The 14,481-nt window shown below is 63.0% G+C and carries 15 protein-coding genes; 8 read left to right on the top strand and 7 right to left on the bottom strand.

The features are described from left to right. Position 1: 1 nt before the first annotated feature. On the bottom strand, positions 2 to 781 hold the full coding sequence (locus ACHEXL_RS03645; protein ID WP_416560679.1) for a FadR/GntR family transcriptional regulator: 780 nt from the start codon (positions 779 to 781) through the stop codon (positions 2 to 4). A gap of 190 nt (positions 782 to 971) precedes the next feature. On the opposite strand from ACHEXL_RS03645, the gene ACHEXL_RS03640 reads away from it, so the two are divergent. Both ACHEXL_RS03640 and denD read left to right on the top strand, forming a co-directional pair. After that, complete coding sequence (locus ACHEXL_RS03640; RefSeq protein WP_416560678.1) at positions 972 to 2,720, top strand: IlvD/Edd family dehydratase; 1,749 nt, start codon at positions 972 to 974, stop codon at positions 2,718 to 2,720. 16 nt (positions 2,721 to 2,736) lie between these two features. Beyond that, the gene (gene denD / locus ACHEXL_RS03635; protein WP_416560677.1) at positions 2,737 to 3,741 is read left to right on the top strand and encodes a D-erythronate dehydrogenase; all 1,005 of its coding nucleotides are present in this window, start codon (positions 2,737 to 2,739) and stop codon (positions 3,739 to 3,741) included. Between the two features lie 68 nt (positions 3,742 to 3,809). On the opposite strand, the gene ACHEXL_RS03630 is transcribed toward denD, so the two are convergent. Then, on the bottom strand, positions 3,810 to 5,105 hold the full coding sequence (locus ACHEXL_RS03630; protein WP_416560676.1) for an amino acid deaminase: 1,296 nt from the start codon (positions 5,103 to 5,105) through the stop codon (positions 3,810 to 3,812). Between the two features lie 100 nt (positions 5,106 to 5,205). Between ACHEXL_RS03630 and ACHEXL_RS03625 the strand changes: the two genes are divergently transcribed. Genes ACHEXL_RS03625 through ACHEXL_RS03615 form a run of 3 tightly spaced genes read left to right on the top strand, consistent with a single transcriptional unit; the run spans position 5,206 to position 7,738 of the window. Then, on the top strand, positions 5,206 to 6,177 hold the full coding sequence (locus ACHEXL_RS03625) for a sugar kinase (RefSeq protein ID WP_416560675.1): 972 nt from the start codon (positions 5,206 to 5,208) through the stop codon (positions 6,175 to 6,177). Continuing rightward, positions 6,174 to 7,082: a 2-dehydro-3-deoxygalactonokinase gene (locus ACHEXL_RS03620; protein ID WP_416560674.1), complete on the top strand. Its 909-nt coding sequence runs from the start codon at positions 6,174 to 6,176 to the stop codon at positions 7,080 to 7,082. Before ACHEXL_RS03625 ends, ACHEXL_RS03620 begins: the two co-directional genes overlap by 4 nt. Positions 7,083 to 7,099: 17 nt before the next feature. After that, the gene (locus ACHEXL_RS03615) at positions 7,100 to 7,738 is read left to right on the top strand and encodes a 2-dehydro-3-deoxy-6-phosphogalactonate aldolase (protein WP_416560673.1); all 639 of its coding nucleotides are present in this window, start codon (positions 7,100 to 7,102) and stop codon (positions 7,736 to 7,738) included. Between the two features lie 24 nt (positions 7,739 to 7,762). On the opposite strand, the gene ACHEXL_RS03610 is transcribed toward ACHEXL_RS03615, so the two are convergent. Genes ACHEXL_RS03610 through ACHEXL_RS03600 form a run of 3 tightly spaced genes read right to left on the bottom strand, consistent with a single transcriptional unit; the run spans position 7,763 to position 9,791 of the window. Next, positions 7,763 to 8,641, bottom strand: coding sequence for a pirin family protein (locus ACHEXL_RS03610; RefSeq protein ID WP_416560672.1), 879 nt, complete (start codon positions 8,639 to 8,641; stop codon positions 7,763 to 7,765). Between the two features lie 17 nt (positions 8,642 to 8,658). Beyond that, positions 8,659 to 9,414 carry a tRNA-uridine aminocarboxypropyltransferase gene (locus tag ACHEXL_RS03605; protein WP_416560671.1) on the bottom strand — a complete coding sequence of 252 codons (756 nt, stop codon included), beginning with the start codon at positions 9,412 to 9,414 and terminating at the stop codon, positions 8,659 to 8,661. Further along, positions 9,414 to 9,791 (bottom strand): VOC family protein, encoded by a 378-nt coding sequence (locus ACHEXL_RS03600; protein WP_416560670.1) that lies wholly within the window; start codon positions 9,789 to 9,791, stop codon positions 9,414 to 9,416. Before ACHEXL_RS03600 ends, ACHEXL_RS03605 begins: the two co-directional genes overlap by 1 nt. Positions 9,792 to 10,042: 251 nt before the next feature. Here ACHEXL_RS03600 and ACHEXL_RS03595 point away from each other — a divergent pair, with 251 nt between their 5' ends. The 3 genes from ACHEXL_RS03595 to gloA are packed head-to-tail and all read left to right on the top strand — an operon-like array spanning position 10,043 to position 11,831. Then, positions 10,043 to 10,837 carry an SDR family NAD(P)-dependent oxidoreductase gene (locus ACHEXL_RS03595; RefSeq protein WP_416560669.1) on the top strand — a complete coding sequence of 265 codons (795 nt, stop codon included), beginning with the start codon at positions 10,043 to 10,045 and terminating at the stop codon, positions 10,835 to 10,837. A gap of 14 nt (positions 10,838 to 10,851) precedes the next feature. Further along, positions 10,852 to 11,424, top strand: a complete 573-nt coding sequence (locus ACHEXL_RS03590; RefSeq protein WP_416560668.1) for a PaaI family thioesterase — start codon at positions 10,852 to 10,854, stop codon at positions 11,422 to 11,424. Beyond that, entirely contained in the window at positions 11,421 to 11,831 is a 411-nt protein-coding gene (gloA, locus tag ACHEXL_RS03585) for a lactoylglutathione lyase (RefSeq protein WP_416560667.1), read from the top strand. Before ACHEXL_RS03590 ends, gloA begins: the two co-directional genes overlap by 4 nt. A gap of 15 nt (positions 11,832 to 11,846) precedes the next feature. On the opposite strand, the gene eda is transcribed toward gloA, so the two are convergent. Further along, the gene (gene eda / locus ACHEXL_RS03580) at positions 11,847 to 12,494 is read right to left on the bottom strand and encodes a bifunctional 4-hydroxy-2-oxoglutarate aldolase/2-dehydro-3-deoxy-phosphogluconate aldolase (RefSeq protein ID WP_416560666.1); all 648 of its coding nucleotides are present in this window, start codon (positions 12,492 to 12,494) and stop codon (positions 11,847 to 11,849) included. Then, a complete protein-coding gene (gene edd / locus ACHEXL_RS03575; RefSeq protein WP_416560665.1) occupies positions 12,485 to 14,326 on the bottom strand; it encodes a phosphogluconate dehydratase in 1,842 nt (613 codons plus the stop codon). Before edd ends, eda begins: the two co-directional genes overlap by 10 nt. Positions 14,327 to 14,481: the final 155 nt, after the last annotated feature.

Genomic DNA, 14,481 nt, shown 5'->3' with positions numbered 1-14,481 from the left:
TTCACGCCGCAGTTTTTTCAGCTTGCTTTTTGGTTTTAAGCCGCGACTTGATGGGTGTGGCCAAACCTGAAACCACAGGCAACTTGCGCCGAGAGGAGAGCACTTGCTCAATGTCTTCGCTGGCGCCCTCGATGAGCACCATGATGGCCCGCTCAGCCTTGGCCGGGTTGCGGGCAATCACCGCATTGAGTACCGCACGGTGCAACGGCAAGGACGTTTTGGTCCCATCCTTGATTCGGGTCGAAATTTCAAAACTGGTGCGCAACAAGGCATTGAGTGCCTTGCTCATCTGCACCAGCATGCGGTTGTGAGAGGCCTGCAGCAAGCCTTCGTGAAAACGCAAATCGTGGCTGACGTAATCACCCCCCTCTTCCACCGCCTGTTTCATGCCGGCATAAGCCGCCTCGATGTAGGCAATGTCTTCGGCCGTGGCACGCTCGGCAGCAAGTCGTACGGCGGCAGGTTCCACCACGCGGCGCAGCTCTTGCAGATCTTTCAAAAATTCGGGTGTCAAACCGCAACGGGCCTGCCAGGCCACCACATCGGGATCGAACCAGTTCCAGTGCGCATCGGGCATGACACGGGTGCCCACCTTGGGGCCAGTGGACAGCAAACCCTTGGCCACCAGCGACTTGATGGCTTCGCGCACGACGGTGCGGCTCACACCCAATTCTTCGCACAAAATTGGCTCAGGCGGCAAGCTCGCGCCCACCGCGTAGCGGCCAGCCAAAATAGCTTGCCCCAGCAAATCCAGGGTATTTCTGTGGAAATTATTCGTCATGAAGGTGCAACTGTCTAGACACCTATCATATGATGATTGAAGACATGAGCAAGACCCTGGTTAACCCTAGGAACAGTCCACTGGGCGTCTAGGGTTTGCCCGCATGTCTCTGGCTTTACAAAGACCTCTTGTGTTTCTATCGTCATACGATAAGATTTTTAGCCTTTGCTTCCCCATTCGAAAGACATCCATGAGCACCCCACCCGGTCAGCCGCCCCGCAAAAAACCCGAAGAACTGCGCAGCCAACAATGGTTTGGCCGCCAAGACCGCGATGGCTTTGCCTACCGCAGTTGGGTCAAAGGCAAGGGCGTACCGCACGACCAGTTCGATGGCCGACCGGTCATCGGCATCTGCAACACCTTCAGTGAACTCACACCCTGCAACTCGCACTTCCGCACACTGGCCGAGCAGGTCAAGATCGGCGTGTATGAAGCGGGGGGCTTCCCGCTCGAATTTCCGGTCATGTCGCTGGGCGAGACCCTGCTGCGCCCCACCGCCATGCTCTACCGCAACCTGGCCAGCATGGACGTGGAAGAAAGCATCCGAGGCAACCCGATCGACGGCGTGGTGCTGCTCATGGGCTGCGACAAGACCACCCCCAGTTTGCTGATGGGCGCATCCAGCGTGGGCCTGCCCACGATTGGCGTCTCGGGCGGCCCCATGCTGAATGGCAAATGGCGCGGCCAGGAACTCGGCTCGGGCACCGGCGTGTGGAGCATGAGCGAACAGGTGCGTGCGGGCACACTCAAGCTGACCGACTTTTTTGAAGCGGAGAGCTGCATGCACCGCAGCCACGGCCACTGCATGACCATGGGCACCGCCAGCACCATGGCCAGCATGGTAGAGGCCCTGGGTATCGGCCTGCCTGGCAACGCGGCCTACCCCGCCGTGGACGGCCGGCGCAATGTGCTGGCACGCGAAGCGGGGCGCCGCATCGTTGAGATGGTGCACACCGACCAGACCATCAGCAAAGTGCTGACACGAGAAGCCTTTGAAAACGCCATCCGCACGCTGGCCGCCATTGGCGGCTCGACCAACGCAGTGATCCACTTGATCGCGATTGCCGGTCGTCTGGGCCTCAAGCTCACCGTGGACGATTTTGAGCGCCTGGGCAGCGAGCTGCCTTGCCTCTTGAATCTGCAGCCGTCTGGCGAGCATCTGATGGAAGACTTCTGCTACGCAGGCGGCCTGCCGGTGGTGATGAAAGAGATCGAGCACTTGCTGCACAAAGACATCGTCACCGTCAGCGGCAAGACCGTGGGCGCGAATATCGCCAGCGCCGTGAATTACGACCCGCGCGTGATCAAGAAGTTTGATGCGCCTTTCAAGGAAAAAGCGGGCATCGCCATCCTGCGCGGGAACCTCGCGCCGCGCGGCGCGGTCATCAAGCCCAGTGCGGCCACGCCCGCGCTGATGGTGCACACCGGACGCGCCGTGGTGTTTGAAGACAGCCACGATTTCCACAAACGCATCGACGACGAGAGCCTGGACGTGGACGAAAACTGCATTTTGGTGCTGAAAAACTGCGGCCCCAAAGGCTACCCCGGCATGGCCGAAGTGGGCAATATGCCGCTGCCGCCCAAGGTGCTGCGCAAAGGCATCACCGACATGGTGCGTATCTCGGACGCCCGCATGAGCGGTACGGCCTACGGCACTGTGGTGCTGCACACCACGCCCGAAGCGGCTGCGGGTGGCCCGCTGGCCGTGGTGCAAAACGGCGACATGATCGAACTCAACGTGCCTGAGCGCAAACTGCAACTGCTCATCAGCGACGAAGAACTGGCCCGCCGCTTATCGCTGTGGGAAAAGCCCGCACCCGCCATGAACTCGGGTTACTGGAAGCTCTACATCGACCATGTGCTGCAAGCCGACGAAGGCGCGGACATGGACTTTCTGGTCGGCCAGCGCGGCGCGGCCGTGCCCAAAGACAACCACTGATTGCCAAGGAAAAACCATGCGTATTTTGATCACCGGCGGCGCCGGATTTTTGGGCGCACGTCTGGCCCGCGAGATTTTGAAGCGTGGCCAACTCAATGGCCAAAGCGTGAGCGAATTGGTCATTGCCGACCTGTTCCCTGCGCCCGCTGATCTGCTGGCTGACCCACGCGTCCAGGGCCATGCAGGCCCCATGCTGGCGCAAGGCGATTTGTTCAAAAGCGGCTTTGACGGCGTGTTCCATTTGGCGTCAGCAGTCTCGGGCGAATGCGAGCTGGACTTCGACCTGGGCCTGCGCTCCAACGTGGACAGCAGCCGCTTGTTGCTCGACAGCATCCGTGCGTCCGGTAAAGCCTCACGCCTGGTCTTCGCCAGCTCGGTCGCGGTGTTTGGCCCCGACTCAGCCAACCCCATGCCTGCCCTGGTGGCCGACACCACCCTGCCCACACCACAAACCTCGTATGGCACACACAAGCTGATGATCGAGTACATGGTGGCCGACTACACCCGCAAGGGCTACATCGACGGCCGCGCCGCACGCCTGATGACGGTGGCCGTGCGCCCCGGCAAACCCAATGGCGCGGCCTCCTCTTTCTTCAGCGGCATCATCCGCGAACCGCTGGCGGGCACCGCCACCACCTGCCCGGTGGACGCCACCGTGTCGCACCCCATTTCCTCGCCCGGCAACACCGTGCATGGCTTGATCACCGTGTTCGAGGCCAGCCGCGAAGCCTTTGGTGGCCGCATGGCGCTGAACCTGCCCGGTCTGAACGTGAAGGTCAGCGACATGCTGGCCGCACTTGAAAAGGTCGCTGGTCCCGCCGTGCGTTCGCGTGTAACCTTTGCCAAAGACGAACGCATCGCGGCCATCGTGGACAACTGGGCCAAGGGCTGCACCTTTGAGCGTGCGCATGCCCTGGGCCTCAGAGCCGATGCCAGCTACGAGGCCATCATTGAGCAGTACATCGAGGACTGCAAATCACGGCCGGGTTATCCTGCCGACGCTTTGAGCGGCTTGAAGTGATCGACAAAAAAGGCCGCCACGCGGATGTTGCGTGGCGGCCTTTTTTCGTTTGATTCAGGGTTGAAGATTTAAAAATGCGTGCTGATCGCACCGCTGATGCGACCATCGTCTTCGATGACCGCCATCCAGCGCCATTTGTCGAAAGTGGTGCAGGGGTGAGAAATACCCAGGCCCACGCGGTCGCCGACCTGCAGCCATACCCCTTCGGCATCAAACACCATGTGCGCATGCTGGTCGCTGAGCGCCTTGACCTTCCACGACTCGGGCGTGGCCTGCATCGCATCGGCACCGCTTTGCCCGCGTGCTGCCCAGCGCACCGGCATGGGCATGCACTGGTCAAAGGACAGATCGCGTCGCCCCGCACTCAAAATCGCCAGCCCCGGCTCGGGCACCGACTGCACCTTGGCCCACACCTCCAGCGCAGGCTGCAGCGATGCGCTCAACCCCTCTCGCGCCTCCACCAACTTCAGGTATCGGGCGTAGTTCCAGTGGTCATGCGTGACATAACAGCCCGAGCGCAACACGCCTTGCACCGGACGGCTCTTGACCTGCAGCTTGAGCATGGGGATCACCAGATCGAACACCGCCGAGCCCCCCGCCGAGAGCAAGACCTCGTCACTGCCCCACAGGCCCTGCGCATCGAGTTGCTGCACCAAAGCCTGCACGCTGCGCACCAGGGCGCTCACGGCTTCGATGTCGTGGGCACTGTTGCATTGCCCCAGCCCGCCTTCGTAACACTCCACGCCGCCCAAACGCGCAACCTGCGAGGCAGCGATAGCCTGCGCCAGAGCCAGGGCTTGCTCATGCGTGCGGCAGCCAGTGCGGTAGCCCGCAATGCCCAGCTCCAGCAGCACGTCCCAACAACGGGCATTGCGCCGCCGTGCGCTCCATTCGGCCAATACTTGCAGCTGTGCCAAAGAATCGACCAAAAACCAGACCCGCGCTTGGGGGTGCTGGTTCAACAACAAGTCCAGCCCATCCAGGTCGGCGTCCGACACCAGCTGGTTGGCGATGATGGCGCGTTGCGCACCCGCCGCCAGGCCCACACGCAGCTGGTGCACATTGGCAAAGGTCAGGCCCCAGGCTCCAGCTTGCAGCTGCAGGCGAAACAACTCGGGCGACATGGTGGTTTTGCCGTGCGGGGCCAGGGCCACACCTTTGCGCTGCACAAAGCTCTGCATCCAGGCCAGGTTGTGCGTGAGCGCCGGGCGGCGCAGCACGGCCACCGGATACGCCAGCGCGTCATCGAGCAAATGCCAGCCGCGCTGGCCCAGTTCGGATACGGCGCAGGGCTCGGCCATCAGGGGGTAGCCCTTGCAGTGCGCGTCCAGTACAAAGTCACCCTCAGTGCCAGCTGTCTTCATGTTGTTCGTCTCCAATATGTCGCCCGTCGCTATCCGCGTTGGACGACGATTTTCCCACCTCAACCCCTGAATTCACTTCAGCCCCGCCGCCCTTTTTGACATGACCCACCCCTCAAAAATCCTGGACATCGTGGCACTTGGCGAAGCCATGGTCGAGTTCAACCAAAGACCCGCTTCCATCGCCGACGAGGCCCCGCTGTACCTGCAGGGCTTTGGCGGTGACACCAGCAACGCCGCCATAGCCGCCGCCCGTGCCGGGGCGCGGGTGGCTTACCTGACACGCTTGGGGCTGGACCGCTGGGGTGATCGGCTCATGGACCTGTGGCAACGCGAAAACGTGGCCACCAACACGGTGCTGCGTGATTCACAAGCGTCCACCGGCATGTACTTTGTGAGCCACGACGCACAAGGTCACCACTTCAGCTATGCGCGTGCCGGTTCGGCCGCCAGCCGCATGCAAGCACAAGACCTGGCATATTGGGCAGAGCCCATTGCGCACAGCCAGTGGCTGCACCTGTCGGGCATTTCACTGGCGATTTCAGCCTCGGCCTGCGACACCGCTTTTGCGGCCATGGCACATGCCCGAAGCAACGGCACGCGGGTGGCGTTTGACTCCAATTTGCGTTTGTTGCTGTGGCCACTGGCCCGGGCGCAGGCCTGCATCCGTCAAGGGGTGAGTTTGTGCGACTTGTATTTGCCCAGCCTGGAAGACATGACCTCGCTCACGGGCCTCACACAAGCGCAAGACATCATCGCCTGGAGCCATGCCCAGGGCGCGGCGCAGGTGGTGCTGAAACTCGGTGCAGATGGATCGCTGGCCAGCGACGGCCAAAGCCAACGCCAGGTCCCTGGCCACGCGGTCCAGGCTGTGGACGCCACCGGCGCAGGCGATTGTTTTGCGGGCAATCTGCTCGCGCGTTTATCGGCTGGCGACGACCTGTGGACGGCCACCGCTTACGCCAATGCCGCCGCCGCGCTGTCGGTGCAGGGTTACGGCGCAGTCGCACCCTTGCCGAGGCGCGAAGCGGTGCTGAAGGTGTTGAACGCCCCATCGAAAGGCACAGCCGCATGAACGCCACGAGACCTTTGATCGGCATTGACTGGGGCACCACTTCGCTGCGCGGTGCGCGGCTGGGTGCCAGCGGCCAGGTGCTCGAGTCGCGTGAATTTCCGCGTGGCATCCTCTCGGTGCCCCCCGGTCAGTTTGAAGCCGTGTTCCACGAACTGTTTGGCGACTGGATGCAGGCCCCCGATGCGTTGTGCCTGATCTCGGGCATGGCCGGCAGCCGCCAGGGCTGGCAAGAGGCGCCCTACTGCCCTTGCCCCGCTGGTTTTGCCGAGCTGGGCCAGCACCTGCTGTGGCTGCAAACCGGGCGCATCGCCCTGGTGCCGGGCCTGAGTTGTTTGGGCGCAGATGCCTTGAACACGCCCGACGTGATGCGCGGCGAAGAGGTGCAAATTTTTGGGGCCTTACAAATGACAGGCTGCGACAGCGCCACGCTGGTGCTGCCAGGCACACACAGCAAATGGGTGCAGGTGCAAGGCGGGCGCGTGGTGCAGTTTCAGACTTTCATGACCGGCGAGGTGTTTGCACTGATGAGCCATCACTCGATTCTGGGCAAGACGCTGGACCTGCAGGGCGCTTTTGACGAAGCGGCTTTTTTGCAAGGCGTTGACCAAAGCCAGCTGGCTGGCAGCATCTTGCACCACCTGTTTGCGGTGCGCACACTGGGCTTGTTTGAACGCCTGAGCCCTGCCCAATTGACCAGCTATTTGTCGGGCCTGCTGATTGGCGAAGAGCTGCGCCACCAGGCGCTGTCATCCCGCACAGCACCGGTGATCCTGATCGGCAACCAAGCCCTCACACTGCGCTACACCCTGGCGCTGCAATACCTGAAAGTCCCCTGCCAAAGCCGAGGGGCCGAGGCCACCTGGGCGGGCTTGTTCGCGCTGGCTTGCTCTTTTGCCACCACTTGACACTTGACCCCACATTTATGACCACCTTGACCTCTCCCGCTCAAACCTTGGCGCAAGCCACGGCGCAACTGCCCTTGATCGCCATCCTGCGAGGCCTCACGCCTGCTGAGGCACCGGCCATCGGCGAAGCACTGGTGAGCAGCGGCTTTGCCATCATCGAGGTACCGCTCAACTCGCCCGAGCCTTTGCGCAGCATCGCCGCGCTGACAAGCTTGTTTCCTCAAGCCCTGATCGGCGCTGGCACCGTGCTGAACGTGCAGCAAGTCAACGAGGTGCACGCCGCAGGCGGCCGACTGGTCGTGGCCCCCAACTTCAACCCTGCCGTGGTGGCGCAAGCCCTGGCCCTGAACATGGTGGTGCTGCCTGGCGTGTTCACGCCCACCGAAGCCTTTGCCGCACTCGATGCCGGTGCGCACGGCCTCAAACTGTTCCCGGCCGAGATGATTTCGCCCGCCACGGTCAAAGCCATGCGGGCCGTACTGCCTGCAAGCGCTGCCTTGATGCCGGTAGGCAGCATCACGCCCGACAACATGGCGCCTTACCGTGCCGCAGGGGCCAATGGCTTTGGTCTGGGCTCTGCCCTGTACGCGCCGGGACGTTCTGCGCAAATGGTGCAGCAGCAGGCGCAAGCGTTTGTGCGGGCTTTCAAGGGCTGAGCACCGGGCTCACGCCCACGGACCTCAAGCCTTCTCGCCCAAGCGGCCATCCCTGAAATCTGCCAGGGCCTGGTAGATCTCTTCCTTGGTGTTCATCACAAACGGGCCGTATTGAACGATGGGTTCTTTCAGGGGCTTGCCGGCCACCAGTATCAGTTTGGCATCGCTGCTGGCCTCGATCACCACGCCATCGGTCTGTGGGGTGTTCGCCAAAATCGCCATGCGCTGCAGCGGCACGGTCTGACCACCGATGCGGACCTCGCCGCGGTAGACATAAATGAAGGCGTTGTGGCCTGCGGGCAGCGTTTGCTCAAAGCGTGAGCCTTCGGGCATGTGCACATCCAGGTAGATCGGCTGCGTGATCTCGCGGCTCACCGCGCCTTGCACGCCATGGCTGGCCCCGGCGATCACCGTCACCGCCACGCCTTCGGGCGTCTGGAACTGCGGCAACTGATCGTTCTGGAAATCGCGGTACCAGGGCGCCTTCATCTTCTCGCTGCTGTGCAGGTTGAGCCACAGCTGAAAGCCTTCCATCACGCCATCGGCTTGCTGCGGAATTTCGGAGTGGATCACGCCCTGGCCTGCCGTCATCCATTGCACGCCGCCGTTTTGCAACAGGCCTTCGTTGCCCGCGCTGTCCCGGTGCAGCATGCGCCCGGCGATCATGTAGGTCACGGTTTCAAAACCCCGGTGCGGGTGGTCCGGAAACCCGGCGATGTAGTCGTCCGGCTTGTCGCTGCCAAAGGCGTCCAGCATCAAAAACGGGTCGAGCCGGTGCTGCAGGTTTTGCGTGAGGATACGACTGAGCTTGACGCCCGCGCCGTCGGAGGTGGCCTGACCGGTCACCAGACGTTCGATGGTGCGGGAAGCGGCAACGGTGGCGGGAGAAGTGTGGTGGATCATGGGCAATTCCTTTGAATTCATATGGGGTGCTTACCCGCCCATTTCAATGCCTCCAAACGCCTACGCGCTACGCCCTCGGCATCCGGCGGCAGCTGGTGTTTGGCTTGCAGGTAGTGGTGGGTGTAGACGTCAAGGTAAGCCTGCAGGGTCTGCGCAGCATGGCCCTCGCCTGCCAGATCCAGGCACAGGGAAGCGACTTCGCTGGTGCAAAAGTGGTCATCACGCCGGGAACGGCGCAGCTGGTAGTGCGAGACCTGCTCGGGGTGCAGACTCAGCACCGGCAAGGCATTCAGGTAAGGGCTTTTGCGGAACATCTTGCGGGCCTCGGGCCAGGTGGCATCCAGCAAAATGAACAGCGGACGCTTGTTCGCATCGGTGGTCGACACTTCATGCACCAAGCGTTCGGGTGCCACAAATTCACCCGGAAACACCACATACGGCTGCCACTGCGGATCGGCCAGCAGCGCCAGCAAAGCGGGGTCGACTTCGGTGCGGGTCCAGCCAAAAGCGAAGGTGCGCGGCACCACATCGGCGATCAGCCAGCCGGTGTTGCTGGGTTTGAGCGGCTCGATGTCGGCCATGAGCAGGCACATGCCCGCTTGCGTGGGCACCTCCGGGCGCAGCGCGCACAGGCAGTGGCTGGGCACCAAACGGCAGCCGGGGCAGCGCTCACCCTTGATGCCGCCACGGGCCAGAAAAGGTTTGGCGCTGCGGGCCAGTCGCTCGGTGCGCAGGCGCGAGACGGCGTGAGGCGGCCGTCTGTGGTCAGTCATCAGCCGGGCCGGTGCAAGGCGCAAATTTTGTTGCCGTCCGGGTCACGCAGGTAGGCCAGGTAAAGCTTGCCCGCCGGGGTTTCGCGGAAACCGGGTGGGTCTTCGCAGGTGGTGCCGCCATGGGCCACGCCTGCCGCATGGAAGGCATCGCCCTGCTCTGCCGACTTTACGGTGAAACCGATGGTGCTGCCGTTGCCGTGGGTGGCGGGTTGGCCGTTGATGGGCGTGGTGATGGCGAAGGTGCCGGTGGGGCTGCGGTAGAAATAACGGTTTTTGTTGGCCACACCGGGGCCATAGCCCAGGGTGCCCAGCAGGGCGTCGTAAAACTTTTTGGAAACTTCCAGGTCATTCACACCCAGCATCACATGACTGAACATTGCACTCTCCGTTGATAAACCCGAGATCGGGCGAACTTTGTGGCGGCCCATGTTACTTGAAGCCCAAGGCCCCAACGCGGCGAAGGGCGCTAGCTGCCCCTGATGGTCTTTGGGGCATTTGCAGCGCTAGGGGGGACTTCTTTCACGGTTTCGCTTGCTGCCAAAGGGACACCTGGCTGCTGCCAACGATCCGGCCTTGTGGCAGCATCGCAGCTGTGCATTTACCCCCAGTCCACTCAGGAGTCAGCCCCATGTCCACACCCAACGTCATCTCTTTTGGCCTGCAAGGCCGCGTGGTCATCGTCACCGGGGCGGCCAACGGCATCGGCGAGGCCTGTGCCCGCCGCTTTGCCGCCGAACAAGCCCATGTGGTGCTGGCCGATGTGAACAGCGAGCGCGGCGCGGCTGTGGCCGCCGAATTGCGCAGCCAAGGCCACAGCGCTGGCTTCATGGCCTGCGACGTCTCGCGCAAAGCCGATGTCGACGCGCTGATCGACCATGTGCTGCAGGCCTTTGGCCGCATCGATGTGCTGGTGAACAACGCGGGCATCTTCAAGGCGGCCGATTTTCTGGATGTGACCGAAGAAGATTTCGACGCGGTGATCAAGGTGAACATCAAGGGTTCCTTCCTGATGGGCCAGGCCGCGGCCCGCGCCATGAAAAGCACCGGGGGCGGATCAATAGTCAACATGAGTTCGGTCAACGCGGTGCTGGCCATCCCCAACATCGCCAGCTACAACGTGAGCAAAGGCGGCATCAACCAGCTCACCCGCGCCATGTCTTTGGCCCTGGCCGACTTTGGCATCCGCGTGAACGCGGTGGCCCCGGGCACCATTGCCACCGAACTGGCCCGCAAGGCGGTGCTGACCAGCGAAGAGGCCCAAAAGAAAATCATGATGCGCACCCCAATGAAACGTCTGGGCGAGCCCGACGAAGTGGCCAAGGTGGTGGCCTTTTTGGCCAGCGACGCAGCCAGCTACATCACGGGCGAGATCGTCACCGTCGACGGCGGGCGCATGGCACTCAACTACACCGTACCCGTCTGAAAGAAACCGTTGTGATGAGCACCACCACCGAAACACCCCAAAACACACTCGACGCCTGGCTGGCCCATGAGCGCGCTGTGCGCGCACGCCTGGATGCTGGAGCCGGCCCCGGTGTGGCCCGCCCCGAACAAGTGGCTGGCAAGACCGGCTTGCAGGTCATGCAGGGCCTGCTGAACGGCGAGCTGCCCTACGCGCACATGGCCAAGACGCTGGACTTTCTGCTGATCGAAGTCGGCCCGGGCCTGGCCATCTTTCAGGGCACGCCTGGTGTGCAACACATGAACCCACTGGGCACAGTGCACGGCGGCTGGTTTGCCACCCTGCTCGACTCGGCCTTGGGCTGCGCGGTGCACACCATGATGCCGCCCGGACGCGGCTACACCACGGCCGACTTGAGCGTGAAGCTGGTCAAAGCCATCACGCCCAAAGTGCAGCGCGTGCGGGCCATTGGCAAAGTGCTGCACTGCGGCCGCCAACTGGCCACCGCCGAAGCCCAACTGGTCGGTCCCGATGGCACGCTATACGCGCACGCCAGCACCGCCTGCCTTGTTTTTGAAATCCCCTCCACACACGGAAAGAACCCATGAGACTCCTTCACACCATGCTGCGCGTGGGCGACCTGCAACGCTCGATCGACTTCTACACCCAGGTGCTGGGCATGAAGCTACTGCGCACCTCCGAAAACCCCGAGTACAAATACTCGCTGGCCTTTGTCGGATACGGCAACAACCCCGACCACGCCGAGCTGGAGCTGACCTACAACTGGGGCGTTGAAAACTACGAGATGGGCACGGCCTACGGCCACATTGCCCTGGGCGTGCCCGATGCGTACGCTGCCTGCGAAAAGATCAAGGCCGCTGGCGGCCAAGTCACACGCGAGGCCGGCCCCGTCAAAGGCGGCACCACCGTGATCGCCTTTGTGACCGACCCCGATGGCTACAAGGTCGAGCTCATTCAGCGAGCTGAGTATGCGGGTGGGCAGGGCTTGCGCTGAGGTTCCTTAAAAAAATCAACGCAGAAGCTGGCTCGCCTCACGCGCCAATGCTTCAATGCGGGCCCAGTCGCCTTGGGCCAGCGCGTCGGCTGGCACCAACCACGAACCGCCCACGCAGGCCACGTTGGGCAGGCTCAACAGGTCATGGGCGTTTTGCTGGGTCACACCGCCGGTGGGGCAAAACTTCACATCAAAAAACGGGCCGCTCCAAGCCTTGAGCATGGCCGGGCCGCCCGCCTGCATGGCCGGGAAAAACTTGAGTTCGGTGTAGCCGTCTTCCTGCGCCATCATGATTTCGCTGCCGGTGGCCACACCGGGCAAAAGCGACAAACCGTGGTCGCGGCAAGCCTGGCCCACCGCACGGGTGTAGCCCGGGCTCACGGCAAACTGCGCCCCCGCTTTCGCGGCTGCGGCCGCATCGGCCGGGCTGCGCACGGTGCCTGCACCGACCACCGCGCCGGGCACTTCCTTGGCAATCGCTTCCATGCAGGCCAGCGCCTGCGGCGTGCGCAGGGTGACTTCGAGCATGCGGATGCCGCCTGCCACCAGGGCACGCGCCATGGGTACAGCGTGCGCCACGTCGCTCAAGACGATCACCGGGATCACGGGGGCGTCCTGCATCACTTGCAGGGCGGTCAAACTTCCACTCAGATTCACAGCCATGTGCAGGCTCCTTCTTCAGCTTTAAGCGCGTTGCGGCGCATGTTCGCAAACAGTTCACGACCCATGCCCACGCCGTTGGCAGCACGCAGCTCAGCGGGCATTTGGGCCAGTGGGCGTGCGGCCCATTCGGCCTCATTCACCAGCACTTGCAAGGTGCCCGCCACGCCATCGAGGCGAATCAAGTCGCCGTCTTGCACCTTGGCCAACGGACCACCGGCAGCGGCTTCGGGCGAGACATGGATGGCGGCAGGCACTTTGCCCGAAGCGCCGCTCATCCGGCCATCGGTGACCAGCGCCACCTTGAAACCTTTGCCTTGCAGCACGGCCAAGGGCGGTGTGAGTTTGTGCAGTTCGGGCATGCCATTGGCCTGCGGGCCTTGCCAGCGCACCACGCAAACCATGTCACGGTCCAGCTCACCGGCTTTGAAGGCGGCATGCAACTCGTCTTGCGAGCTGAACACGCGGGCCGGGGCTTCGATGGTGTGCAGTGCTTCGGGCACGGCCGAGATCTTGATCACACTGCGGCCCAGGTTGCCTTGCAGCAGCTTCAGGCCCCCTGTGGCGCTGAACGGGCTGCTGGCTGGGCGCACCACAGATTCGTCTTTGCTGGCCCCCGCGTCATGCCAGACCAGTTGGCCGTCTTGTGCAGAGGGGATGCGGGTGAATTCACGCAGACCACCCGGGCGCACCGTGAGCACATCGGCGTGCATCAGGCCCGCATCGAGCAGTTCGCGGATCACGTAGCCGGGGCCGCCAGCGGCCTGGAACTGGTTCACGTCGGCACTGCCGTTGGGGTAGACGCGGGTCAGCAGCGGCACCACATCCGACAAGGCCGAGAAGTCGTCCCAGTCGATCACGATGCCTGCCGCACGCGCCACCGCCACCCAATGGATCAAATGGTTGGTCGAGCCGCCCGTGGCCAACAAGGCGACCATGGCGTTGACGATGCAGCGCTCGTCCACCAAGCGGCCGATCGGCGTGAAGTTTTTGGCCTTGACCAAGTCCAAAACGGTGCGGGCCGCTTCGCGGGTCAGCTCCTGGCGCACACTTTGGCCCGGGTTGATGAAGGCCGTGCCGGGCACATGCAGGCCCATGGCTTCGAGCAGCATCTGGTTGCTGTTGGCCGTGCCATAAAAGGTGCAGGTGCCTTCACCGTGGTAGGCCTTCGACTCCGCTTCGAGCAACTCAGGGCGGCCGACCAGGCCCTGCGCGGCTTGCTCACGGACCTTGGATTTTTCGTTGTTGGACAAGCCGCTGGTCATGGGTCCAGCGGGCACAAACACCGTGGGCAAATGGCCAAACTGCAAGGCGCCGATCAACAGGCCCGGCACGATCTTGTCGCACACGCCCAGCATCAGTGCGGCGTCAAACACGTCGTGGCTGAGCGACACCGCAGTCGCCATGGCGATCACATCGCGGCTGAACAGGCTCAGCTCCATGCCGGGGGTGCCTTGCGTGACGCCGTCGCACATGGCGGGCACACCCCCGGCCACCTGGGCGGTGGCGCCCAGCTTGCGGGCCTCGTCCTTGATGACATCGGGGTAGTGTTGCAGCGGCGCATGGGCAGACAGCATGTCGTTGTAGGCGTTGACGATGCCGATGTTGGGCGCACGCGGGGCCACCACTTTGATTTTGTCGAGCGCCGTGGCACGACTTTTGTCCCCTTCGGGCATGGCGGCAAAGGCGTGGGCCACGTTGGCACAGCCCAGGCGCTGGGCACCGGGGTCTTTGCTGGCTGCAGCGTCGACCTGCTGCAAATAGGCCTGGCGGGTCGGGCGGCTGCGCTCGGTGATGCGGGCGGTAACCGCCGCCACGGTGGTATGAAGTGTCATGTGCTGACGCCTGAGCAGGCGCGGTAACTAAATTACATGAACAATGGTAACCGCGTTCCCCCGTTTTGGTGCGTTGGGCGAGTTACAGACAGGGTACAACTCGTTGTGCAAAGCTCGAAGACACAAAAAAACCCGCCGAAGCGGGTTTCGCAAAG

Source organism: Limnohabitans sp. YIMB22184 (assembly GCF_048020265.1).
Classification (GTDB): Bacteria; Pseudomonadota; Gammaproteobacteria; order Burkholderiales; family Burkholderiaceae_C; genus Limnohabitans_A.
The sequence above is the reverse complement of the archived record's forward strand: the minus strand, read 5'-3'. Positions and strand labels throughout refer to the sequence as shown.

What these genes read in the sequence shown, in the direction of transcription:
- ACHEXL_RS03645 (WP_416560679.1), bottom strand. Translation starts at nt 781, where the DNA reads ATGACGAATAATTTCCACAGAAATACCCTGGATTTGCTGGGGCAAGCT.
- edd (WP_416560665.1), bottom strand. Translation starts at nt 14,326, where the DNA reads ATGACACTTCATACCACCGTGGCGGCGGTTACCGCCCGCATCACCGAG.
- denD (WP_416560677.1), top strand. Translation starts at nt 2,737, where the DNA reads ATGCGTATTTTGATCACCGGCGGCGCCGGATTTTTGGGCGCACGTCTG.
- ACHEXL_RS03590 (WP_416560668.1), top strand. Translation starts at nt 10,852, where the DNA reads ATGAGCACCACCACCGAAACACCCCAAAACACACTCGACGCCTGGCTG.
- ACHEXL_RS03610 (WP_416560672.1), bottom strand. Translation starts at nt 8,641, where the DNA reads ATGATCCACCACACTTCTCCCGCCACCGTTGCCGCTTCCCGCACCATC.
- gloA (WP_416560667.1), top strand. Translation starts at nt 11,421, where the DNA reads ATGAGACTCCTTCACACCATGCTGCGCGTGGGCGACCTGCAACGCTCG.
- ACHEXL_RS03625 (WP_416560675.1), top strand. Translation starts at nt 5,206, where the DNA reads ATGACCCACCCCTCAAAAATCCTGGACATCGTGGCACTTGGCGAAGCC.
- ACHEXL_RS03620 (WP_416560674.1), top strand. Translation starts at nt 6,174, where the DNA reads ATGAACGCCACGAGACCTTTGATCGGCATTGACTGGGGCACCACTTCG.
- ACHEXL_RS03600 (WP_416560670.1), bottom strand. Translation starts at nt 9,791, where the DNA reads ATGTTCAGTCATGTGATGCTGGGTGTGAATGACCTGGAAGTTTCCAAA.
- ACHEXL_RS03630 (WP_416560676.1), bottom strand. Translation starts at nt 5,105, where the DNA reads ATGAAGACAGCTGGCACTGAGGGTGACTTTGTACTGGACGCGCACTGC.
- ACHEXL_RS03615 (WP_416560673.1), top strand. Translation starts at nt 7,100, where the DNA reads ATGACCACCTTGACCTCTCCCGCTCAAACCTTGGCGCAAGCCACGGCG.
- eda (WP_416560666.1), bottom strand. Translation starts at nt 12,494, where the DNA reads ATGGCTGTGAATCTGAGTGGAAGTTTGACCGCCCTGCAAGTGATGCAG.
- ACHEXL_RS03595 (WP_416560669.1), top strand. Translation starts at nt 10,043, where the DNA reads ATGTCCACACCCAACGTCATCTCTTTTGGCCTGCAAGGCCGCGTGGTC.
- ACHEXL_RS03605 (WP_416560671.1), bottom strand. Translation starts at nt 9,414, where the DNA reads ATGACTGACCACAGACGGCCGCCTCACGCCGTCTCGCGCCTGCGCACC.
- ACHEXL_RS03640 (WP_416560678.1), top strand. Translation starts at nt 972, where the DNA reads ATGAGCACCCCACCCGGTCAGCCGCCCCGCAAAAAACCCGAAGAACTG.